This is a genomic window from Mesotoga sp. BH458_6_3_2_1 (genome assembly GCF_003664995.1).
Classification (GTDB): domain Bacteria; phylum Thermotogota; class Thermotogae; order Petrotogales; family Kosmotogaceae; genus Mesotoga.
Genome location: NZ_JFHL01000026.1, coordinates 81,968 through 104,585 on the forward strand (window position 1 = coordinate 81,968; position 22,618 = coordinate 104,585).

General features: G+C 43.8%; 17 protein-coding genes. 15 read left to right on the forward strand and 2 right to left on the reverse strand.

Going from position 1 to position 22,618, the window contains the following annotated elements:
- The first annotated feature begins 55 nt into the window (after nt 1-55).
- The 7 genes from Y697_RS12055 (at nt 56) to Y697_RS12085 (ending at nt 7,532) form a co-directional block, all read left to right on the forward strand.
- Entirely contained in the window at nt 56-1,123 is a 1,068-nt protein-coding gene (locus tag Y697_RS12055; protein ID WP_259462547.1) for a hypothetical protein, read from the forward strand.
- Between the two features lie 289 nt (nt 1,124-1,412).
- Nucleotides 1,413-2,162: a glutamine amidotransferase gene (locus tag Y697_RS12060; protein ID WP_006489531.1), complete on the forward strand. Its 750-nt coding sequence runs from the start codon at nt 1,413-1,415 to the stop codon at nt 2,160-2,162.
- A gap of 2 nt (nt 2,163-2,164) precedes the next feature.
- On the forward strand, nt 2,165-3,169 hold the full coding sequence (locus Y697_RS12065) for a dihydroxyacetone kinase subunit DhaK (RefSeq protein WP_121551892.1): 1,005 nt from the start codon (nt 2,165-2,167) through the stop codon (nt 3,167-3,169).
- Nucleotides 3,170-3,183: 14 nt separating this feature from the next.
- Nucleotides 3,184-3,828, forward strand: a complete 645-nt coding sequence (dhaL, locus tag Y697_RS12070) for a dihydroxyacetone kinase subunit DhaL (RefSeq protein ID WP_121551894.1) — start codon at nt 3,184-3,186, stop codon at nt 3,826-3,828.
- Between the two features lie 14 nt (nt 3,829-3,842).
- Nucleotides 3,843-4,904: a sugar ABC transporter substrate-binding protein gene (locus Y697_RS12075; protein WP_147433201.1), complete on the forward strand. Its 1,062-nt coding sequence runs from the start codon at nt 3,843-3,845 to the stop codon at nt 4,902-4,904.
- An 84-nt stretch (nt 4,905-4,988) separates the two neighbouring features.
- Nucleotides 4,989-6,488 carry a sugar ABC transporter ATP-binding protein gene (locus Y697_RS12080; RefSeq protein WP_121551898.1) on the forward strand — a complete coding sequence of 500 codons (1,500 nt, stop codon included), beginning with the start codon at nt 4,989-4,991 and terminating at the stop codon, nt 6,486-6,488.
- Nucleotides 6,489-6,554: 66 nt separating this feature from the next.
- The gene (locus Y697_RS12085; RefSeq protein WP_121551900.1) at nt 6,555-7,532 is read left to right on the forward strand and encodes an ABC transporter permease; all 978 of its coding nucleotides are present in this window, start codon (nt 6,555-6,557) and stop codon (nt 7,530-7,532) included.
- A gap of 613 nt (nt 7,533-8,145) precedes the next feature.
- On the opposite strand, the gene Y697_RS12090 is transcribed toward Y697_RS12085, so the two are convergent.
- Complete coding sequence (locus Y697_RS12090) at nt 8,146-9,297, reverse strand: SLC13 family permease (RefSeq protein ID WP_121551902.1); 1,152 nt, start codon at nt 9,295-9,297, stop codon at nt 8,146-8,148.
- Between the two features lie 291 nt (nt 9,298-9,588).
- Here Y697_RS12090 and Y697_RS12095 point away from each other — a divergent pair, with 291 nt between their 5' ends.
- From Y697_RS12095 to Y697_RS12125, 7 genes are all read left to right on the forward strand, one after another.
- Nucleotides 9,589-10,803: a cation diffusion facilitator family transporter gene (locus Y697_RS12095; RefSeq protein WP_121551904.1), complete on the forward strand. Its 1,215-nt coding sequence runs from the start codon at nt 9,589-9,591 to the stop codon at nt 10,801-10,803.
- 306 nt (nt 10,804-11,109) lie between these two features.
- Nucleotides 11,110-11,970, forward strand: coding sequence for a fasciclin domain-containing protein (locus Y697_RS12100; RefSeq protein WP_259462549.1), 861 nt, complete (start codon nt 11,110-11,112; stop codon nt 11,968-11,970).
- A 183-nt stretch (nt 11,971-12,153) separates the two neighbouring features.
- Nucleotides 12,154-14,046: an NAD(P)/FAD-dependent oxidoreductase gene (locus Y697_RS12105; protein ID WP_121551906.1), complete on the forward strand. Its 1,893-nt coding sequence runs from the start codon at nt 12,154-12,156 to the stop codon at nt 14,044-14,046.
- Nucleotides 14,043-15,575 (forward strand): NAD(P)/FAD-dependent oxidoreductase, encoded by a 1,533-nt coding sequence (locus Y697_RS12110; RefSeq protein ID WP_121551908.1) that lies wholly within the window; start codon nt 14,043-14,045, stop codon nt 15,573-15,575. The genes Y697_RS12105 and Y697_RS12110 overlap by 4 nt, the downstream gene beginning before the upstream one ends.
- Nucleotides 15,576-15,669: 94 nt before the next feature.
- A complete protein-coding gene (locus tag Y697_RS12115) occupies nt 15,670-17,895 on the forward strand; it encodes a cation:dicarboxylate symporter family transporter (protein WP_121551910.1) in 2,226 nt (741 codons plus the stop codon).
- A gap of 152 nt (nt 17,896-18,047) precedes the next feature.
- Nucleotides 18,048-20,420 (forward strand): ABC transporter substrate binding protein, encoded by a 2,373-nt coding sequence (locus tag Y697_RS12120; protein WP_121551912.1) that lies wholly within the window; start codon nt 18,048-18,050, stop codon nt 20,418-20,420.
- A gap of 47 nt (nt 20,421-20,467) precedes the next feature.
- Nucleotides 20,468-21,004 carry an HdeD family acid-resistance protein gene (locus Y697_RS12125; protein ID WP_121551914.1) on the forward strand — a complete coding sequence of 179 codons (537 nt, stop codon included), beginning with the start codon at nt 20,468-20,470 and terminating at the stop codon, nt 21,002-21,004.
- A 13-nt stretch (nt 21,005-21,017) separates the two neighbouring features.
- On the opposite strand, the gene Y697_RS14740 is transcribed toward Y697_RS12125, so the two are convergent.
- Nucleotides 21,018-21,170: a hypothetical protein gene (locus Y697_RS14740; protein WP_183083809.1), complete on the reverse strand. Its 153-nt coding sequence runs from the start codon at nt 21,168-21,170 to the stop codon at nt 21,018-21,020.
- 106 nt (nt 21,171-21,276) lie between these two features.
- Between Y697_RS14740 and Y697_RS12130 the strand changes: the two genes are divergently transcribed.
- Nucleotides 21,277-22,350 carry a linear amide C-N hydrolase gene (locus Y697_RS12130; protein ID WP_121551916.1) on the forward strand — a complete coding sequence of 358 codons (1,074 nt, stop codon included), beginning with the start codon at nt 21,277-21,279 and terminating at the stop codon, nt 22,348-22,350.
- The last annotated feature ends 268 nt before the right edge of the window (nt 22,351-22,618 follow it).

The following is a 22,618-nucleotide window of genomic DNA, read 5'->3' on the forward strand; positions in this document are numbered from 1 at the left end:
GATTAATTTGTTGTCAAGCATTTTCAGACTCTGTCGTTTCTTGTTAGTTATGTCCATGTTCATCGGAAGCTTTTGTGGAGCCTTCTGGGTCGATTCTTATCTGGATAATATTAGCACAACCGGAGTAAAAAGGATTGAAATAAAAAACTATAATACTCAGGACGGGGAGTTGTGGATAAAATTTGCCACTCTGACCGCTGAGTACGATGAATCGGGAAACACCATTCGTGAGAGCAAAGTAGCCGGAGATGGTGTTCTGGAGTTTGAATATTCCTATCAGTACGATATAGAAGGTAACATGATCACGATGCAGGGGAAGAGGATAGTTGAGGACTCTGTATTAGAACACAGTTATGAATACAAATACGACGAGAACGGGAGACAGATCGAAGGAATTCAGTACTCCACAGATGGTTCTATAACCTCGAAATACTCTGCAAAGTACGACGAAGGAGGAAACTTCGTCGAAGGAAATGATGTTCAGTATGATTCAACAACCAGCACAAGATACTTAGCCAGCTATAACGAACTCGGTTACATGACCGAGGAAACCAAGTATATTGTTTATGAGTACAAAGAAGAGGAAGGACTTCAAACTGAATTCAGAAACGAGTATCAGTATGATGACCTTGGAAACTTACTTCTGGAGATCGGTTACGGCAAATACGGAGACTTCTCCTACAAGTACGGTTATGAATACGATGAAGAAAGTAATTTGATAAAGGCATACAACTACAACGCGAGCGATACGCTCATTTCTGTCTACGAAGCTTCTTACGATGATGAAGGGAACCTGATAAGGTTCATCCTATCCGACGCAAATGGAAAGATACTCTCTAAGCATGAAGCTCAATACGAGAATGGCAATATGGTTCTCGAGGTCGACTGTCTTTCGGTGTCGCGTAATCCCGTCTACTCGGCCGAATACAATAGTGAAGGACTGAAGCTGAAGGAGACTAACTATAACAGAAATATCGGCGGAAGTCCGCTCACTTACAGTTATGAATACCTCTACGACGATAGAGGGAACTGTATTCAGGAAAGATACTTTGTTTACTTCGAAGATGAAGATCTGTGGAAACCGATAACGAAGACAGTTTACCTGATTACCTATTATGAGTAAGAAGAAACTTTGACAAAAAACCATTACACTGTTTCCGAAACCAAAACCTGTTCTAATTAGCTGCGCTAGAACCGCCGGGAATACGAGAACTAAAATTTAATAAAAATCCTTCGCGCTCATGGTTGGTGCGATGGAAAAGCATAGAGCTTAGAGGTTATGGGTGCCTTGAGTTATGGGGCACCTTTATGCTTTTTTCTTTGAGAATTTGATCACAATTTTGCATTAATGAAGAATTTTTCAAATAAAGGCCCGTTGGTGACCTAATTCAAAATCAAAAGGAGGTATTTTCGTGCTTAAAGTATTCTATTGTGGAGATCAGGTAATGCTGATCACAACGTACGTAAAAGGTATGAATTCCTGGACAGATGGAGTTGTACATGATGAAAGTTTCCATCTGAGAAAGGCTCTTGAATCGGATTCTGAAATCGATCTGACTTACTTGCCTACAAGCGAGGTCCAGAGAAACTTCCCGAAGCCGGACGAGCTTGGACAGTACGACGTGATACTTTTCAGCGACGTTGGTACAGATACGGTAATAATGTACGAAGACAGATTTAACAACTGCCCCATGGGGGTCGACAGACTTGGTGCACTGAAGAAATGGACGCGTGATGGCGGCGGCTTCTGTGGTGTAGGCGGCTGGCTATCCTTTGGAGGCATGTTTGGAGTAGCCAAGTGGCACAAGACTCCCGTTGAGGAGATACTTCCCGTCACCTGTTATCCATACGACGACAGAGTCGAAATTTCCGAAGGTATGACTCCTAAAGTCCTCAAGAAAGACCATCCGATCTTCAAGGGAGTAGACTTCGATTCGGCTCCCCCTCTCTTCTCCGGATACAACGAAGTAAAGGCAAAGCCCGAAGGAGAAGTCCTGGCAGAACACAACGGAGATCCAATAATCGTGACCGGTCAGTATGGAAAGGGTAGAACGCTTGCATTCGCAACCGATCCAGCTCCTCACTGGGGCCGCGGGATGGTCGAATGGAAGGATTACGGTCAATTCTGGGTAAATGTGGTGAAGTGGCTTGGAGGCAAATAACCATGAAGAAGATCATTAACTCCACTGACAATTTGATCACGGAAATGCTCGATGGAATTGTTATGGCCTTCCCAAAGGATTTCAAGAGAGTCGAAGGCTTTGACAAAGCCTTGATCACACCAAGAGCACCCGTGAAAAACAAGGTAGGCATCGCAACCGGTGGCGGTTCAGGTCACCTGCCACTCTTCCTGGGATATATTGGCGAAAACCTTCTCGACGGCGCCGCAGTCGGCGACGTATTCTCATCGCCTTCGGCCGAGACTATGCTTGCGATCACAAAGGTTATCGACAGCGGGAAAGGCGTTCTCTATTTGTATGGAAACTACGGCGGAGACATCATGAACTTCGACATGGCCGCAGAAATGGCAGAAGAAGAGGGAATCCGGGTTGAAACGAGTATCGGTTGTGACGATGTGGCATCGGCCCCGGCAGATGATGCCGGTTCAAGAAGAGGAATAGCAGGGCTGATCTTCGCATATAAGATTGCCGGCGCAAAGGCTGCCACGGGTGCCTCTCTTGAAGAAGTAAAAGAAACAACCGACAGAGCTCTGAATGTTATCAGAACAATGGGAGTCGCCCTTTCACCATGCACGATTCCTGCAGTCGGATTGCCTACTTTTGAGATTGGCGATGATGAAATGGAAATCGGAATGGGCATTCATGGAGAGCGAGGTATAAAGCGTGAAAAACTCAAGAGTGCCGACGAGATTGCTAGTTTCATGACGGGGAGAGTAATCGACGATCTTCCATTCGAATCGGGAGACGAGGTTGCAGTGCTTATCAACGGGCTAGGTGCGACAGCACCTCAGGAACTCTATGTTACCTTCAGAAAGGTCAAGGAGATACTCGATCTGAAGAAAATCAATATATACAAGTCATTCGTGGGAGAATACGCAACTTCAATGGAGATGAAAGGTCTTTCGATAACTCTCTTCAAACTTGACAGGGAATTCAAAGAGCTCCTAGATATGCCGGTTCATTCGCCGATGCTTCTGCAGCAATTCTGAGGGGCGGTGGTCAAATGAAAGAAGCCATTAGTGCAGCAAAGATCTCAGAGATTCTCTTAGGTGCCTGCAATTCACTTGAAAAGAACCATATCGATGAATTTAGAGCTCTTGACGCTGCCATAGGTGACGGAGATCTAGGCATCACTATAAGAAAGGGCTGTACAGCGATAATCGAAACACTAAAGACTTTTCAGACTGAGGATACTGGGGCTCTGATAAAGAAGTGTGGAATTCAGTTTAATCAGGCAAATCCCTCCACCTTCGGAGTTCTGACCGCAAGCGCGTTCATTGAGGGAGGCAAGAAGGTTTCGGGAAAGGAATCTCTCACTCTGGATGAAATCGCCGGTATGTTCAGGGCTGCACTAGAGGGAATTATGAAGAGAGGAAAGGCAAAGACGGGAGAAAAAACGATGCTCGATGCTCTTGAACCCGCTGTGGAAGTTCTTGAAAAGGCCGCTTCTGAAGACAAATCGATTAAGGAAGCCTTCGAGAAAGCTGCAGAGGCCGCAAAAGATGGACTGGAAAGAACTAAGGACATGGAAGCAAAGAAGGGTAGAGCGAAAGCATTCGGCAGCCGCACGGTCGGCGAGCAGGATCCCGGAGCAACAGTTGTTTACCGCTTTCTGAGGGAAGTTTCAGAAGAACTAAACAAATCTTGAAAAGGGGTGAAGGAATGAAGAAGCGTTTTATTATTTCGATTCTTGTAATCATGGTTCTAGCGCTTTCAAGTATGACGTTCGCAGGAACTGAATATGCGAAAGACGTGACGGTCGCAATCTGTGGGCATGGACTTGAGGCAGAATCCTGTCAGAGAGATTTCCAGCAGGTGAAGATCGAATGCGCTCACAGGGATTGGGAGTTTATCGATGCAATGACCGTAAGAGATCCAGCCCAGCAGCGTGAAACTATGGAGACCTTGATCCAGAAGAAAGTAGATGCCATCGTAATCATCTACTGGGACATGGAAGCTATCGCAGACCTCATTCTCAAAGCAACCGAAGAGGGTATTGGTGTCTACTGTGTTGACACTGAAGTTAAGCCTGGAGTCATTGTCAGTTGTACACAGAATAACGCCGTTGCCGGAGCTCTAATGAGTTACTGGGGAATCCAGAGGCTAAACGAGAGAGGGAAAGTGGCGATTTTCAGTGGTAAGTGGCATATTATGAGACGAAGAGCCTATGTCGCCGCAACGCTCTTCGAAAGAGATTGGCCGGCCATTGAGCTTGTTGCCGAAGAATTTCTACCTCTCGTTGGATACGAAGACAGCGCTTTCAACGTTGCAGTCAACTGGATGACAAAGTATGGAAATGACCTCGACTGGATATTTGCCGGTTGGGACACTCCCGGTCAGTACGCCGCACGTGCAATTGAACAGGCGGGATTCGACAAGGACGATATTTTCGTTACCGGTATTGATGGAGGTTCGGCCGTTTACTCTATGATAAGAAGTGGATCTCCATTTGTTGCCACAGTAAGTCAGCCATTCGAATACTACGTTCACACAGTATTTGAAGTCATCAACCAGGTAGAAATGGGAATTGGTCCTGATCATCCAGACTCTCTCGTACCTCCGGGAAGAGTCATCTATGCAACTCCGTACGTAACAGATGAGACAAATGTTCCCGAACCAGGAAGTTCTATCCACGCTGTTTTTGGTTATTACGGAATGGATCCCGACGACCCAGATGCATGGTTCAACTGGCAAGACGCTGGCGGTCCATACAAGATTCAGTAATCGACCTGCTTTAGAAGCCAATATCGGGAGAGAGAAGCCTCTCCCGATATTGATTCGAGATTACCTGGTGAAAGAAGGTCTAATATGACGGACAAGAATATTGTTTTGAAGACTGTATCGATATCTAAATCCTTTCCGGGGGTCAAAGCCCTGAACAACGTAGACTTCGATTTGCTCGAGGGTGAGATTCATGCTATTTGTGGTGAAAACGGAGCAGGAAAGAGCACTTTCTGCAATGTCTTGACCGGAATAGTCAGACCTGATGAGGGAAATGTCTTTCTCAACGGTGCGGAAGTGAGACTCACTCACCCTTCCCAGGCCCTCAGACTGGGGATAAGAATGGTTTATCAGGAGCGGAACCTCATCCCGTATCTCACCGGCGCTCAAAACATCCTTTTGAGAGAGGAACCCGTCAAGGGAGGTTTCCTGATAGACGAAAAATCAATTCTTTCAAAGGCAGAAGAACTATCTGAACTCTACAATCTAAGAGTACCTCTCGGCATCCCCGTTGCGCTTCTCAGTTCCGCGCAAAGACAGGCCATAGAGATTCTTCGTGCTTTCCTCTACAAGCCGAAGATATTGATTCTTGACGAGCCTACTTCAAGTCTTACCGAGTCGGAAGTCAAGTCACTGTTCAGTGCAATCCATCAGATAAAAAATGAAGGTGTTTCCGTAATACTAATTACTCACAAACTTGAGGAAGTCTTCGAAAACGCAGACAGGATTTCGATTTTCAGAAATGGTGAGCGAGTAACCACAAGGGATAAGAAAGCCCTTTCTGAGGAAGAGGCGATAAGACTTATGGTTAACAGGAATATTTCCAGCCTCTTTCCCGAAGTGACGGATCATTCAGGGGACACGATACTACAGGTCGAAAACCTTAGCGGTTCGGGATTCCTTAAGGATATTAGTATTCACTTGAAAAAGGGAGAAGTTCTTGGATTATATGGTCTTATTGGTTCTGGAAGAACCGAGCTAATAGAACACTTGTACGGTCTGAGAGAAACAAAGACCGGCAGAGTAATTGTCAAAGGCAAAGAAGTCCAGCCTAATGTCCACAAAATGATTGAGAAAGGTGTCTTTCTTGTACCGGACGACAGAAGAGAAAAGGGACTACTTACAAGTTTGAATCTGAAGAAGAATTTGACAATATCATATATTAATGAGTTCTCAAAACTCCTTGGAGTTGTCTCGACCAGGAGAGAAAATGCTCTGGTTAAGACCATTCTTGACAAGAGCTCACTAAGTCTCAAGTACTCGAATATCAATCAGGACGTCCAGGTTCTGAGCGGCGGTAATCAACAAAAAGTCGTAATAGGCCGATGGATCTCAAAGGATCATATGAGCATATTGATTCTCGACGATCCGACAAATGGAATCGACGTTGGGACGAAGTTCGAAATCTACAAGATGATCAGAAATCTTGCTGAAGAAAAGAGCGTAGGCGTGATTTTCATTTCTTCTGAACTCCCAGAACTTATAGGAGTTTGTGATAGGCTTTATGTCTTTAAAGAAGGGCGAATCTCTGGTGAGCTGTCTCGGGAAGAATTCGATGATGAAAAGATATTATCCATGGCTCTTTAAATCGAAGATTGCTAACTGCCAATTCAAGGGTGAATACCTGGAAGGGCTAGATGAGGAGGATAGGTCATGATCTCAAAAGAAAACCTGGCTTCAGTAGTGAGAAGATACGGTGTGTTATTTGCATTGATCGCCGTATTTGCCGTATTCTCATTCATGGAACCTACCTTTTATAGTGTAAGAAATATTCTATCGATTATTAGACAGGCAAGCATAACGGGAATCCTCGCTATCGGGCTAACTACTGTTGTAATAGCCGGTGAATTCGATATGTCGTTCGCATCACTTGCAGGGTTCTCCGGTGTTCTCAGTGTAATACTGATGGGAAAACTCTTCATGGGAGCAATTCCCGCGTGGATCATCTCCCTCCTGGCAGCTTTGGGAGTCGGTGCTCTGAACGGACTGGTAATACTTTTCATTGGGGTTCCGTCGATAATTACAACCATTGGAATGATGACGCTTCTTGCCGGATTTACGAAATGGCTTACGGGAGGATCGACCTACTACTCAGCGAAGTTCCCGGAAATATTTCCATTCCTTGGAAGGTCTTTTCTCTTTGAGACAATTCCAATGCCGGTAGTAATATTCGCAATCATTATAGCAATTTATGTGGTTGTTCTTGAACATACGAAGATCGGAAGATTCTTTCACGCAGTAGGTGGAAACCCAAAAGCATCTGAGCATGTAGGTATTAAAGTTCGGAAGGTGAAGTTCATTGCCCTGCTGATTTCGGGATTCATGGCTGGTCTCGCCGGAATAATGATTGGATCTCTTCTTGGATCGGGCACACCGGCCATGGGCGACGGATACCTTATGCCAGGGATAAGTGCAATGTTTATTGGAGCAGTCTTTCTACGTGATGGAGTCCCAAATATCTGGGGAACCGTTATTGGCTCTCTTCTACTGTCAGTTCTGACAAATGGATTTGTTATGATCAATCTTCCTTTCTACATGAAGGAGATAGTGCTTGGAGCGGTTCTAATTGGATCAGTAAGCATGGTAGCGATTTTCAAGAAAGGTTCTATACCAGGAGTGAATCTCCTTTAGGAGCATTCCGAAAAAAATCCTACACTTGCGTACCGTCTTGAGCGGGAACGCTAGTCTTTTGAACGGAATTTCGAAAAATAGTGAGCTGATTAATATAACTGACGTGCTCTCATAAAGGGTTATCCGTATCTAACGATCTTTACTGAGAGCACTTTGCAGTTGATCAGCCATATAGTTTTCGTACATGAACACTCTACAATTTGCATAATGAAGTAAATCAGTTCTCTCAAAAAAGAGTAATACAAAGGCCACCCGGTTCAACGTAAGTGAATTAACCTACTTAAGTCTGTTTCATCAAGCCAATCTCACGACACAGAATTCTACTTCGAGAAATTTATACTTTGACTAAAAATGCGCACTGAACTGATTAATTGACTTCCTCCAGATTTCATAGGCCAGCTAACCAGTTAATAGTATTCGTAAGGACTTCGTAATTTGTGTTTTGACAAGAGTCGGTTTTTTTGAAAACTCCAATGCTAAGCCGATATTTTGACGCTTCAACATACGAGACTCTGCATTTATATGACATAGAGACCGGTAGTATGATCATTTCCGAAACACATATTGCCAAGCAGTCCAGGTGGCATACTACAGGGCTTTCCATACCAAACTCCTAAAAACCTTGTACTCTAAGTTGAATGTAACCGAAAACAATACTTAGCAGAAGTGTTATTGCGCTTGAAACCATGAAGATGGTGAGATACTTCAAGTTTTGACCTCTATCTTTGACGTAGATTCTATAAGCTATCAGATTAGCCAGAGAGGCAATAATTGTGCCACTGCCTCCAATATTCACGCCCAGAAGAAGGCCTTTGTAGCTCCCGGTAAATGATGAAAAGAGAATCGCTGCAGGCACGTTGCTGATAAACTGCGATAGAAGAGCGGAGCTGGTCATTGTCCTAATCTCACCGTTTGTTGCAGACTTCATCATAGTAGCTATTATCTCCATTCTTGAGATGTTGTCAATAAAGACAAAGAACAGCAAGAAAGTACCCAGCAAGAAGTAATCAATCTTTTGAAAGAACCTTCTTTCAAGAACTAAAGTAACTACCACAGTGAGTACAAGTCCCACTCTGAAGTCGATGATTCTGAAGACGGAAAGCATAACAACAAGGAAGCAACCAATGAAAATACCAAGCCTTATAGGTTCACGGATCTCCGAAGATGGAACATCGAAAACAATCTTCCTCTTGGTGTTCAGAAGATTCATCAAAAGAGTCCAGCAAACACCAAAGACAACAAATGGCAGCAGGAGGCTGCCAAATTCCCAGATACCAATTTCGTACTTTTCGAAGAGAAAAAGATTCTGCCGATTTCCTATCGGCGTCAGTGCGCTGCCAATATTAGCGGCCTGACTCTGAATAATGACAATCCACATCGGCTCGAATTTCGCCTTTTCAGCTATTGTCAATGTGAGTGGAACAAGTGCGATAAGGGCAACATCATTTGTAATCAAAGCCCCCATGAAAGCCGTTAGAATTACAATTACGGATCCGATGCTTCTAGCGCTTCTTAGATTTGAGAGCGAGATAGTAGCTATCTTCTCTAGAACCTTGTATTCCTTAAGAGCCTGAACAACTATCATGAGGCTTAAGAGCTCGGCAATTACTCGCCAGTCAATGCTTTCAATACGAGGGGGAATAATTATCGATGTCATCAAAGCCAATAGTAGAGATATCCAGAACATCATCTCCTTTACGAGATGTCTCTTAATAAAACGCTTGTTCAATATAGTCTTATAAATAGCTGCTGAAATATTGGGCACTGAGAATGACCTCCGATCACCAAGGGAGATAATATCACCGAAAAAGAGATCAAATTAAGTATGTTCTGCTAAATGGAGGTAACCGCAGTTATGCGAATCAAAATACGTCACGTTTCTTTCGTTTCGGTACTCTCCATAAAGTATCTATTAATGTCGAAATCTCTTTGAATAGCATCCTAAGTGAGGAAGTACGATAAGGCTTCTCAATGTAATATACTCAAAGGGGTCGATCGGATTTATTCAAACAAAAATGAGTAGCAGAGAATCTTTTTTTGCCGGAGGGTGGGTCGTTTGTTGCGAAGAGTTCATTCTAAGCATTATGGACATGAATGGAATGTGGCCGCTGCCGTTCTCAGAGGCTGCAATACGAAGGAATTACTGAAAGAGCACTTCTCAGTGATGGGGAGAAGGTTCGGCATTTTCTTCGAGGTCTTCCCCTATGGCAAGAGGATGCATGAAGCCACTGAGCTAGATTCATTTCTGGATTCCGCTATAGAAGACATGAAAGAAGATAAGTGGTTAATTCAGAATGGCGACACATTTGAACTGACTGAGAGGGGAGAGTTTGAGGCTAGGAAGATGCTCGCCGAACTCGAGAATAGCGGCAGACTTCTGGAAAAAGCGACAAGAGCCGAAACTGTCTCGAGAGTAACGATAGTAGTTCACTTCATCCTTGCTGCCTTGAAGCTTCCCACCGCTATTCTTTCTGGCAGTGTCGGCCTTCTAAATGATTCATTCGATACTCTTCTGGACGGAATCTCAAGTGTCTTCGTGTACTGGGGAGTGAAGAAAAACCATGAACATCTGGTCAGCCTAATTCTTCTATTATTTATGGGAGTAACTGGTGTTTTTTCATTGATAGAGGCTATGTTCAGAATCATTTCCGGTGATATCCCTTCTCCTGATCTCCTTACTTTTACTGCAGTGGCAATTTCGGGAATAGTCTGCGCTCTCTTGTGGTTCTATCAGAAGTACTCAGGCCTCAAGAACCGATCCTTCCCACTGATTACCCAGTCGGCGGATTCAAGAAATCATGTTCTAGTAGCTGTTAGCGTAGCAATTGGCCTCATCGTATCTCTCATGAGGATTCCCTACGCCGACGCGATTGTAGGGCTGATCGTTTCTATTCTGATTCTCAAAGGGGCGGCAGAGTTACTGATAGATCTTATAAGATCTGCCAGAGGAGAGGCCATCGACTTCGAAAGATATGGCTTTTCTCTCTTCAACAAGTTCAGAGCGAAACAGCTAAAGCGCTGGTTCCTTTTCATGATCGATCAAGGGAAGATACAGACTCGCGATCAGCTCGAGTGCGAAGCAAAGGCATCTATGGCTTATCAAGATATAGAACCACTCAGAGCCTTAGGAATTTCCGGTTCGCAGTCTGACGAATCGATAGTTAAAACCGCCCTCGAGGCGCTAGATAAGGAAATGTTGATAACCGAGTACGAAGGACACCTCAAGCTTACCGAAGAGGGCTCCTTCGAGTTGAGATCTACCCGTATGTGATTGCCAATTTGAGGAACCGATCAATGTCTTTTTAAATCTCACTTCCAAAGTTGCTTATCTCTTGTCAACTACTAATCTTTCAAGATAACCATCATCATCGAAGTAAAGCATAGATTAAGAATTAGTTAAGCGTTCGTATGATTATTTTGTATTGCTTTTTCGAAGAGCCAAAGAGAAATCAAAGTCAATGATTTTTCATTGTGCACAACCCTATTGACAACGATTAAGTTGGCAGAGTAAAATCAAATTGTCAACGATTTAGTTTTGAAAAATGTAGTACAAAAAATTCTGATTGAGGTGATTGTGATGAAAAAGGTTTTTCTGGTATTAGTTTTAATAGGGTTAGTTTTCACTGGTTTCTCCAAGAACATAGTAGAAGTAGCGGTTTCAGCAGGCAATTTCAGTACACTCGTAGCAGCAGTTGAAAAGGCGGGTCTAGTGGAGACTCTAATAGGAGATGGACCTTTTACTGTGTTCGCTCCAACTGACGAAGCATTTGCAAAGCTTCCGGAGGGAACTGTTGAAAGTCTCCTAAACGATATACCGGCACTTACAAGAATTCTTACATATCATGTGATCCCTGGAAAGTACATGTCTTCAGACGTGGTCTCTCTTGAATCGCTCAAGTCAGTAGAAGGCAGCTCTATACCAATAAAAGTAGAAGAAGGAAAGGTTTACGTCAGTAATGCAATGATAACGGCAGTTGATATTGAGGCAAGCAATGGAGTAATTCATGTTATTGACACGGTCATCCTTCCCCCGGAAAGAGAGACAAGGAGAATCCCTGAAATTGCTATCGATGCGGGCTCCTTTACAACACTGGTAACAGCACTTCAAGAAGCCGGTCTAGTCGAAGCGCTTATGGGTGATGGGCCTTTCACAGTCTTCGCTCCAAATGATGAAGCCTTTGCAAAATTACCCGAAGGGACTATCGAATCGTTGCTCAAGGATATACCGACTCTAAAGAACATCCTCCTATTCCATGTCGTATCGGGAGAATACTTGGCTGAAGATGTACTAGGTATGAGATCTTTGACTGCTCTTAATGGCGGTCAGCTGATGATAAACCCAACCGAAGTCAAGATTCAAGGATCTGGGATAATTTTAACGAATATAATTGCGGCAAATGGCGTAATCCACGTAATAGATACGGTGATGATTCCTTAAAGTTAACCTCGTACCACTATCAAGCAATAAGCAGATCTTTCAGGCGGAGCGTTTGCTCCGCCTTTACTATTCCTTATCCTCTGCCAATCTACTTTTCCGAAGCTGCATAAAACTCTAGGAGATGGGCATTCCAATAATTTAGAATTCTAATAGATAACATGTATGGATTAATAGGGGGTGTATATGAACGGTAAGTTCTTTCCCGAAAGCAAATACGACGTTGCGGTAATTGGATCTGGACTCGGAAGTTTATCGGCTGCCTCTCTGCTGGCTAATAAGGGACTAAGAGTGCTCGTTGCGGAGCAGCATTATCTTCCCGGAGGATGTTGCTCGATCTTCAGAAGAAATGACTTCACGTTTGATTCTGCTGTCGGCATGGTATTCGGATTTGGAAACCGCGGCTTCAATTCTCACAGGTTTGTTTTCAACGAGATCGGTGAAGACATTGAAATGGTAAGACACGAGGCCCTATACACTGTGACTTTTGGAGAGAAGAGAATCGTCTTTTGGCCGGATCTCGACCGATTTATTGAGGAGCTTGGAAATAACTTTCCAGGTTATGAAGAACAGCTAAGAAAGTTCTACAACTATCTAGCCGACTTATATCATAACGTGATTGTTGCAGATCCTGTAATTGTCCCTCCCACTGAAATAAAGAGAAGCGACAGTCTCAGATCTCTGCTGAAGCATCCTGTACGACAGGCCAAAATGATCAGGCTTCTATTCAAAAGCACTGAAGAACTTATGAGCAGTTTTATAGACCCGGAAGCGAAGGAGCTTTATCAGTTTTTCGATGTTCTAACTTCCACCTACTGCTATACGACTGTAAAGGAAACCCCCGGCGTCCTGGCCGTAACTATGTTTATTGACAATCACGAAGGAGGTGGCTTCTATCCCGTAGGTTCTTCTCAGATGATACCGAACAAACTTGAAAAGGCGATCGAGAAGAACGGCGGTTACATGCTTTACGAAAATCGCGTTAATGAAATACTCTTTGATGATGGGAAGGCATCGGGGATAAGGCTCGAAGATGGGAGCGAAATAAGATCTGACTTCGTGATTTACGGAGGAACGGTCTGGAATCTCTATCGAGGAATCGTTCCCAAAGAGTATGTTAGTCAGGAAAGAGTTAAATGGGTGGAGTCCCTTGAGCCGACTTTTCCCGCCATGGTCGTGTACGCCGCCGTTGATTCTTCTGCTATCCCGGCTGGAACGAATCCGGTGGAAATGTTTGTCGAGGAATTTGACGAAATAGCCGAAAGCGATGTCACAGTATACATACCTTCGATTGACGAACCCTCTATATGTCCAGAAGGAACTCACGTGATGTCAATGATAGCTCCCTCAAAGAAGAGGTGGCCGCCTCGCGGCACAAAGGAATATCGTGTGATGAAAGAGGACGAGACCGAGCGGGTTATTAAACTGATAGAAAAGAGATTCCCCAAACTGAGAGAGTCCTTGAAACATCTGGAGTCGGCAACTCCGCTTACAATCGAAAGATATACCCTCAAGAACGAAGGTCGCGTTGGCGGTCCGAAGCAATCCATAGGTCAGGAATTGCTGAAGAGACTACATGCCAAAAGCGAATGGGAAAACCTCTTTATCTGCGGAGATTCAACAGTTATGGGAATGGGGACACCTGCAGTTACGGTCTCCGGGATCGGAGCTGCAAATCTTGTTCTTAGAAAGCTAAAGATGAAGGAATACAGCTACAGGGAGCCTGAAGTCGAGAGAGTTCACTACACTGCAGGAAAGAAAAGGGTTCCAGCAGATCTTGAGAATACAGTTCTAGACAGAGAGACCGTTCCATTGATTAGCAGTTCCTGTCAGCTCTGCGACATTCCGAATTGCACATTAAAGTGCCCCGATGGAAAGGATATTCGAGGAATTCTCAGGCGTCTCGAAGCGGGCAATTTCATAGGTGCTAAGAAGCGGTTACTTGAGACTACAATCGGCACACTTTGCTCAGACTGCGCCGGTTTCTGTGAGAAAAGCTGTAAGAGACTTTCCTTCGATAGAAAGCCCGTACCAATTAAAAGGCTCTTGAGCTGGCTTGAAAAGGAAGTGATTGTATGAAATTCGACTGTATTGTTATCGGTGCGGGAATAGCTGGCCTCAGTTGTGCCGCCTTCTTGTCCAAGGCGGGAAAGAAAGTTGCACTTGTTGAGAGAGCGGAAAAACCCGGCGGCTGTTTCTCGTCATTTCAGTACAGAGGTTACCATTTCGACAGCGGAATCAAGGCGGTGGAAAACGCTGGGCTTCTATTTCCAATGCTCGAGAACTTCGGTATCATGGATAAGCTGGATTTCGTAAAGAACAGAGTGTACGCTGGTTTCGAGGACAAAGTATTTTCTATGGAGTCTGACGAAAGCCTTCTGGCGTACTTCGACTTCCTCGGCGAACGTTTCCCCGAAAGCAGATCCGGCATAGAGGATCTACTTAAGGAAATGGAAGAACTGAACAGCTTCATGGGTTCGTTATCGGGAATGTCGGGACCGCTTTATGGAAAGACTACGTTTCTGACTAAGTTGAAATCAATTCCCTGGTTTTTCAAGAACGGCAAGAAGCTTCTAGGCTTCTTGAAGAAACTCAAATACAACAATGTGCCGTTCAGGGACTTCTTGAGAGCCAGAATACTCGACGACGAGCTGGTAAGTATCATCGATGAACCCTTTTTCGACGGGACTCCTGCATTCTTCGGTCTCGCCTACCCAACTGTCTTCAGGGATTACTTCTACCCCAAAGGTGGGATAGAAAGGATACCCCTCGAAATTGCAGAGTTCGTGAGAAATACCGGAGGGACCGTCCTTACAAACACCGAAGTTACGAAGATTCTTCTCGAACGCAACTTGCCGGTCGGGGTGGTTACAGATAACGGTGACGAGTTGAAGGCATCCTTCATCGTTAACGCTGCAGACGCTAAGCGTTTGTACAACAGGCTGCTTCCTGAGAATACCCTCGACAAAGACTTCATGCAAAGACTCAACAGAGCGCAGGTTTCCGACTCTGTCTTCTCCGTATTTATGGGAGTTGATACACCTCCGGAGAATCTCGATAAACATGTAGAACACGTAATCTATGTTCCCGTCGCTGCAAAATACTGCGATTATGAATCTCCAGATTACTTCAAGACAGCGGGAATGGAGATCAGCATTCCCTGCCTTAGAGACCCGTCTCTCGCTCCAGAAGGCAAGACAGGAATAATTCTGAACTTGAATACGACTCAAAAGGCAATGAACGGCTGGGGAAAGGGGATTTCTGTGGAGGAATATGAACGTACGAAAGAAGAGGTGGCGGATGATGTAATGGCCAACTTCTTTAGACCATACCCTTCACTTAGAGAGAAAGTTGAGTTCAGGATCGTCGCCACTCCTTTCACGATGGAAGAGAAGACCTTGAACAGCGGTGGTTCGATTACTGGATGGAATTATCATCCTTCCGAGACCTTTCCTTTGAGAGACTTCATGAAGATGAAGAAATCGATCAATACGCCGGTGAAGAATCTCTTTCAAGTAGGTCAGTGGAGCTTCGATCCGGCCGGTCTTCCTGTATGCCTTATTACAGCAAAACTCGCTGCTGACAGGGTGGAGAAAGCTCTTGGCTAGTTAGTTCTGCAATTCCTTTGATAATGTCTTGATGTTGGTCTGCCTTTTTCCGTGAGAATGATATAATCTCTCAAATACTTTGCGGGGGAATTCCATGAAGAGAATCGGGGTGGTACTTCTTTTTGCTTTGCTTTGTGCAATTATCTACGCACGAGAGTTCAGAAGCATCGAAGAGATAAGGAAATCCGGCGTATTACGGATTTTGCAGACAGAAGACTACTGGTATCCCTTCTATTATCTTGACAGCGACGGCAATCTCTCGGGTATCGACATAGAACTTGGAAGACATATCGCTTCTCAATTGGGCGTAGAAGCGGAGTTCATTCGAACTGCTTCAGGTCATGAGACTCTTGCAGAAAACCTTCGTACCGGTGAGGGCGATATTATTCTCAGTTATTACTCATATTCGCCCCGCAGAGCATCACAGATATTCCTGTCACGTGCCTATCTTACGGAGAGACTTTCCGTGCTGGTCAACACTCAGCTTTTCGAAGAGATCAAGAAGAACGATCCTGAAATGTCCGTTGAAGAAGCATTCGAGACTCTTAACAGACCAGTGGTTTCAATAATGACTGTAGCAGACACGGTATACGAATCCCTTGCCGAACAGTATTTCCCAAATGCAAGAGTAACGGCCGTAGATAGTACCGAAGAAGCTTCAAGAAGGTTAGTTCAGAGAACGGAAGAAGCTTTCTTCCTGAACAATCTCTGGACTGAGTCCTTTCTCGTCAGAAACACCTCTCTTCTCCTCCATTACTCTCTTTATCTATTACCTAACGAGGATCAGATTGTAATCGGTGTAAGCCAGAATAATCCGGAGCTTCTCGAGTGGATCAACAGATTTTTGAGCAGCGAATACAACCGGACAAAAGAGTTTGTCTCTAAGTACATTGACTTCGATCTCGTTTCGAAGCTATACGATCCAGTTGACAAAAAAGAAGAGATTCTCTTGGTCGGCGATCCATACAGATGGATAATTCTGGCTCTGCTGATCGTTTTTTCCATTGTAGTCGTTCACAATAGCCAAAATAAGCTACGAAGAAATAATTCACCTGAGAATATTCCACACTGGCTACTGAATATATGGACAATTCTCTTTTCAATGGTATTGGGATTCTATGTGGGTGGCGCATTTCCCGAGATAATTGATTTTCTAAGTCCCATCGGAACTCTCTTTTTCAATTATCTTCTGTTCTGCGGTCTTCCGATTTTGTTCTGCGTCGTTACGCTAAACTTTCTAAAGCTCATTGAAAGATCAGATGGAGCGCGTTTCATTAAACGATTCGCTATGGTAATAATCTTCTTCTTTGTCATTGGGGCGGCAATCGGACTTCTTACGGCATTAGTCCTGAAACCCGGCGTTGGAATCCCTACCGAAGCTCAGGAAGCTCTCGTTTCTTCGATGAGAGAGACAGATCCGTATGAAGAAGTGGATCTCTCGGCAGGCTCCATAATATGGGCCTTACCTTCAAATATGATTGGTAATAGCGTGGTTAAGGCATTTTCAGAGAACAGAACTCTGACTATTGTCTTCTTTTCAATAATCTTTGCCTTCGCAGTGAGGTATATTCAATCTTCTAAGAGAACCGGCATCGTAAATTCAGTAGAGACAATAAATGATGCCTTCCTCTTTCTCTTCAGGCTTTCCTACTACGTTCTTCCAATAGGAATTTTCAGTCTCATGCTTGGGCAGGCCTCGATCTTCATCAGAGATACTGAAGTGCTGATAGCTCTAGTAATGCTCATAGTATGTGAAATCGTATGTTTCATTATCTGGTTCTTCATCGGAACATTCCTTGGAGCCAGAAAGGCTTCTCTCTCTCCGAAAAAGTATCTCGGAGTAATAAAGAAGCCGATGATGCTTTTGTTCGCCCTTCTATCTTCTGTTGCCGTTATTCCCGAAGCGGTGAAGACATGTGAAAAAAGCGAAAACTTCAACGATGAGAATCAGAAAGGCGTCATTCCTTTGCTTCTGGTTATGTTTCAGCCTCAAACGGTTTCCCTTTTTGTGGTCGTAGCTATCTTCAACATGCAGCTTCTCGGAAAGTCTTTGAACGCTGGAGATTACCTGTACATAATGTTTTCATCTATCATTGCCGTATTTGCATCGATTGGCGTTCCCAGCCCACTAGACCTCTTCACTATCTCGATGGTTGTGCTTCCGTTCAACATCCCTCCGGCCCAGGTAATCTTCTTTCTTCTGCCCTGGATGTACACAGGGAGAAGGTTAGATACGCTTGCAATGGTGACAAATGATTTTGCCGTAGTACAGTTTTTCAGGAAGAAGCAAACTAAGACTTCAGATTACGAAGCTTTATAATGACCGATTTTCCTTTGCTTCACGGTAGATTTCGCACTCTGAATCTTTTCATCTGCTGAGGTACCACACACTCTAGACTGCCTTGAGTTGGCACTCGTATATCATATAATCCACTTGTTTGGGCTCCAATAATTTCTACGGGGGGATTCTTAGTGAGAAAAGTACCATTGGTCATTTTGATTATTTCGATTCTCTTTTGCTCTCATATGTTAGCTACTAAGATAATGGTTGTCCAGAGCTACGATAACGATTATAGCTGGTCTAGAGAGCTTCTTGATGGTATTCAAACCGTATTGTCCGATCCTTCGTTCGAATGGAAAGTCTTTTACATGGATACCCGCCTTCAAACTTCGGAAGAATGGAAGATCAAGTCTGGAGTCTTAGCCTCAGAAGAGGCGTCTGCATTCAAACCGAACATATTGATTGTCTGTGATGACAATGCGATGGAATACTTCGCAAAAGATTATCATGATGCGCCGGTTGTCTTTTGCGGTGTAAATCTCGATCCTTCGATCCATTATTCAGCCAACGCAAATCAAACTGGTGTAATAGAGACAATCTTCGCCAATGGAACAATCTCTATGATCCTTGAACTCTTTCCAGAAATACAATCCGTTCGATTTATCGGAGATGACAGCGAGACATTTGAAGGAATGAAGGAACAGATACAAAGGCTCGATTTTGGAGATACATCGGTAGAGATAGAAGGGTTCAAGGTTTTCGAGGATTGGAAAAACTACATAGAAGGAGTTTCCCCTCGCGAAGCGGTAGTGCTTCTATCAGTCAGGACTATAGAAGACAGATCTGGCAATACAATCGGCGCTCACGATATCACACAGTGGACGGTGGAAAATTCCTCTGGTCCAGTCTTCGGTGTATCTGACTTCATTGTTCGAGACGGAGCTGTCGGGGGAGTCGTAAATTCTGGTTTCGAAGAGGGAAAACAGGTAGCGATTCTGGCATCCAGGATCCTCTCGGGAAGTTCCGCATCAGAAATCGAGATAGAGAGTTCGAAGAATCCGAAAACACTTCTGAATACCGAAGCTCTCAGTATGTGGAATATAGAGCTAGATGTTGGCTGGACCGACATAGTTGATGAAGTTATCACAGACTGGTCGATCCCAGCTCAGAGTATTCTGAACCTTATCATGACGTCTTTTGAAGAGCGGCTGTTAGGAATTATTAGTTCACTGAGGATTTTAGCATCCTGCGCTGAAGTTGAGTCTGGAGACTGGTCACTAATCCGACCCCTGCTTGAAAAATTCAACGTTAACTATGAAGGGCTTGCTCTATATATCCTCCCCGATGGTGGATACTATACCGTTCAGAGAGACTGGACCGGGTTGAATCTGTCGAATCGCGGTTACTTTCCGGATCTTTTGGAAGGAAAAGAGGTTCTGGGCTATCAGGTACTTAGTCGATCTACGGGAAAAAGATCGGTAGTTTTCGCAGTTCCTGTTATGGATAACGGTAAGATTTCGGCTTTCGTAGGTCTATCTGCCTTTTTTGAAAACTGGAATTTCTCATTGATAGAACGTTTAGTTCTGCTTCCAGATATTCACTTCTACGTCTTCGATGCACAGAATTCACTTGCTATGACAGACGATACCGCACTTCTCCTCGGTTCTCTTGACTACCCGGTGGTCGGTTTAAGCAAGAGATTGGGAGGACTCTCAACGGATGACGGGAGTTTGATCTATTCGGACGGTGATAGCTTGAATACTGCGTACTTCAAGAAATCAACACAATGCGGTTGGACATTTGTGATATCCAAACCGATAAATGATGTTGCAGAAGAGAAGGACATGGATCTCATTCTAAATAGTGTACAGAAAAGCATTCAGGAGCAGTTCAATCTCATGGACAGTTCCCTTGCAAAGGGAGCGGAAGAGATAAGGAGCGTTCTTCAGGACCCTTCCGGCATAAGGAAAATTCTGAAAGATCTGTACTCAAACAATCCTCAGGTTGTAAACGTATCTTTCATAGACATAGAAGGCGTTTTGAAGTACATATACCCTGATGAATTCGATTATGTGGAAGGAGACTGGATTGGAGATCAAGAGCAAATAGTTGAACTCCACAGGAGGGGATTACCTGTATTGAGCCAGAGTTTTGTTGCTGTTGAGGGTTTCCCTGCTCTTGATCTTGAATGGCCAGTATTTACGAAGGAGGGTGAACTATCCGGTTCTCTAAGTTTCTTGATAAAGCCGGAAACCTTCCTTGCACCCCTAATAATTCCGAAAAACTATGAACCTTATGAATTTTGGGTAATGCAGCCAGATGGGTTGATATTCTACGATCAGGATGAAATGGAAATGGGCAGGAACCTCTTTACTGACCAGCTTTACGAGCCCTTTGAGGAGCTAAGAGTATTGGGTAGTGAGATATCTCAAAAGGAATCCGGGTGGGGAGAATACAGATTCTTTTCACGCGGAATGGATACGGTTGTTGTGAAAGAAGTCAAGTGGAGTTCGGTTGGGCTTCATGGAACACAGTGGCGTCTGATACTTACGAAGAGCAATTGATTTACAATAGACCCGTTATATGCTAACGGGTGAAGGTGGTGGATAGCATGGCAGAAGCAAAGAAGTTCGACTGGATCTCTCTTCTCGTAGGTTTCGTGCTCATAATTGGAGGTATTTTTTCTCTGAGCAATCCTCTTGCAACGTTCCTTACCCTTGCAATAATGTTAGGTATCGTTGTTCTTGTTCGTGGAATTATGTTGATAGTGGTCTTCTTCAAACTTGAAAACCGAACCGGAGCTAAGGTTTTCTTCGCGCTAATTCTAGGAATATTGTTGGCCATTACGGGGGTAATATTTCTCTTCAGACCGCTTTTTGCCGCAAATGTATTTGCTTTCATAATAGCGATATGGTTTATTGTGGATGCCATTAACAACCTGATAAACGCCGATCGGCTGAAACCTGCGGGAAAGGGAATCTACTTTATGAGCATTGTCTTCAATGTTCTTGTTCTTTTTGGAGGAATAATACTCGTTCTACACCCGCTCATTGCCGGTCTGTCGGTTGCCGTAATGATTGGGATAACTCTCCTTGTTTTTGGTGTAAACCACATTGTTCTAGCGTTTATGGGCAAGGAGTCTGCATAGAAGAAGCGATTTCTTAGTAATTAATACTGGATGAGTTCTTTGAATTTGAGATGGGGTAAGGATGCATCAATCTATATCCCATCTTTTCTTTTGCTCTTTTACTGCTGAGAAATTCCAGTTCGGGTATAATGGTTATGTATGGCTCCTGATATAGTTTATACTTCATAGTCACACTCTTGTTTTCTGCATTTGATTTCTGGAAACCTCTCATGGAGTTCATGGTCATATCGTTGCTGCAGTTGTCAGATTTGCCGCAAAAAGGAGGTATTTAGGTGAGAAAAATCGCATTGGTCTTTCTTCTTTTGTTAGCTTTTATTTCCGCTTCGCTTGGATGTACTGAGTTTCTTCTTTCGCCTGAAAAAAACAATGGTTTAGTTATCTCAGGTAGAAGTATGGAGTTCTCATATCCTCTGAACTCGAAAGTTGTCTTCTTCAACAGGGGTGACAGTTTTAGCAGTCATATGCCCGATGGGTCTGAAGCGGCCTCGTGGGAAAATAAATATGGATTTGTGGGATTGAATGCTTTTGATATTCCCACAGCAATTTCAGATGGATTGAATGAAATGGGATTGTCTTTGAGCGCATTGTGGTTGCCAGGAACAGAGTATGAACGGGTCTCTCCTGAATCAGATCCTACAAAGGTTATAGAGCTGTTCGATCTTCCTTCCTGGATTCTTGGAAACTTTGACAGACTTGAATCAGTAAGAGAAGCTCTTGAAAGTATGACAATTTGGGGTGAAGAAAATGAACTGCTCGGTGAAGTGCCCCCTCTTCACCTCTCTTTGCATGACAAGTTTGGTGGAAGCATGGTTGTCGAGTTCATTGATGGTGAGATGAAAATCTATGATAATCCAAATGCAGTTCTTACAAATGCTCCTGAGCTTTCATGGCATCTCGAAAATCTGAGAAACTACGTTAATCTTAGTCCATATATGAAAGAAGGTGAAATAAACGGAATAACATATAAGGGAATGGGTTTTGGTAGTGGATACGTTGGAATTCCCGGTGATGGAACTCCTCCCTCTAGATTCGTTAGGATAGCTCTGTTAAGAGAGTTTTCAAATCCCGTTGAAACGGAAGAGGAAGCAGTAATGCTTGCCCTTCATCTTCTAAATGCAGTGGACATTCCTGCCGGAGTTTCAAAGAGAGAAGGAGATGGACCTGCATCTTTCGAGAACACTCAGTGGGTTACCATTAAGGACAATAAGAACCTCAAGTTGTATTTCAGGTCTTATGATTGCTCCACTCTGTTTCTTGTAGATCTAAATAAGGTTGATTTCTCTGATGGAAGTGAGCATGAGTCGATAATTGTGGATAAAGAATTTTCAGTCATAGATGCTTTTTGATTGGCTGGAAGTCTACTATATTTTTCAGATTTGTGTAATTGATTATGGTGAGTGATTTTCAATGTGGGTGGTTTCGATGGAGTGTATTTAGGTCTTTTTCTTATTATATATATCTTTATAGATAATAATAATTAGGTATGTTCAAAACTCGTCGAAAACTTACAGACTTCTTTTCTGCTAAGTGTTTGGAGTCATGTTCAAAACTTTTTCGCTTTGAACATTGAATGTAGATAACCTTGAGATGGCTGTTTAGAAGAGAGTTTTGGGG

What these genes read in the sequence shown, in the direction of transcription:
- Y697_RS12055 (WP_259462547.1), top strand. Translation starts at nt 56, where the DNA reads ATGTTCATCGGAAGCTTTTGTGGAGCCTTCTGGGTCGATTCTTATCTG.
- Y697_RS12065 (WP_121551892.1), top strand. Translation starts at nt 2,165, where the DNA reads ATGAAGAAGATCATTAACTCCACTGACAATTTGATCACGGAAATGCTC.
- dhaL (WP_121551894.1), top strand. Translation starts at nt 3,184, where the DNA reads ATGAAAGAAGCCATTAGTGCAGCAAAGATCTCAGAGATTCTCTTAGGT.
- Y697_RS12075 (WP_147433201.1), top strand. Translation starts at nt 3,843, where the DNA reads ATGAAGAAGCGTTTTATTATTTCGATTCTTGTAATCATGGTTCTAGCG.
- Y697_RS12080 (WP_121551898.1), top strand. Translation starts at nt 4,989, where the DNA reads ATGACGGACAAGAATATTGTTTTGAAGACTGTATCGATATCTAAATCC.
- Y697_RS12085 (WP_121551900.1), top strand. Translation starts at nt 6,555, where the DNA reads ATGATCTCAAAAGAAAACCTGGCTTCAGTAGTGAGAAGATACGGTGTG.
- Y697_RS12100 (WP_259462549.1), top strand. Translation starts at nt 11,110, where the DNA reads ATGAAAAAGGTTTTTCTGGTATTAGTTTTAATAGGGTTAGTTTTCACT.
- Y697_RS12105 (WP_121551906.1), top strand. Translation starts at nt 12,154, where the DNA reads ATGAACGGTAAGTTCTTTCCCGAAAGCAAATACGACGTTGCGGTAATT.
- Y697_RS12110 (WP_121551908.1), top strand. Translation starts at nt 14,043, where the DNA reads ATGAAATTCGACTGTATTGTTATCGGTGCGGGAATAGCTGGCCTCAGT.
- Y697_RS12115 (WP_121551910.1), top strand. Translation starts at nt 15,670, where the DNA reads ATGAAGAGAATCGGGGTGGTACTTCTTTTTGCTTTGCTTTGTGCAATT.
- Y697_RS12125 (WP_121551914.1), top strand. Translation starts at nt 20,468, where the DNA reads ATGGCAGAAGCAAAGAAGTTCGACTGGATCTCTCTTCTCGTAGGTTTC.
- Y697_RS14740 (WP_183083809.1), bottom strand. Translation starts at nt 21,170, where the DNA reads ATGAAGTATAAACTATATCAGGAGCCATACATAACCATTATACCCGAA.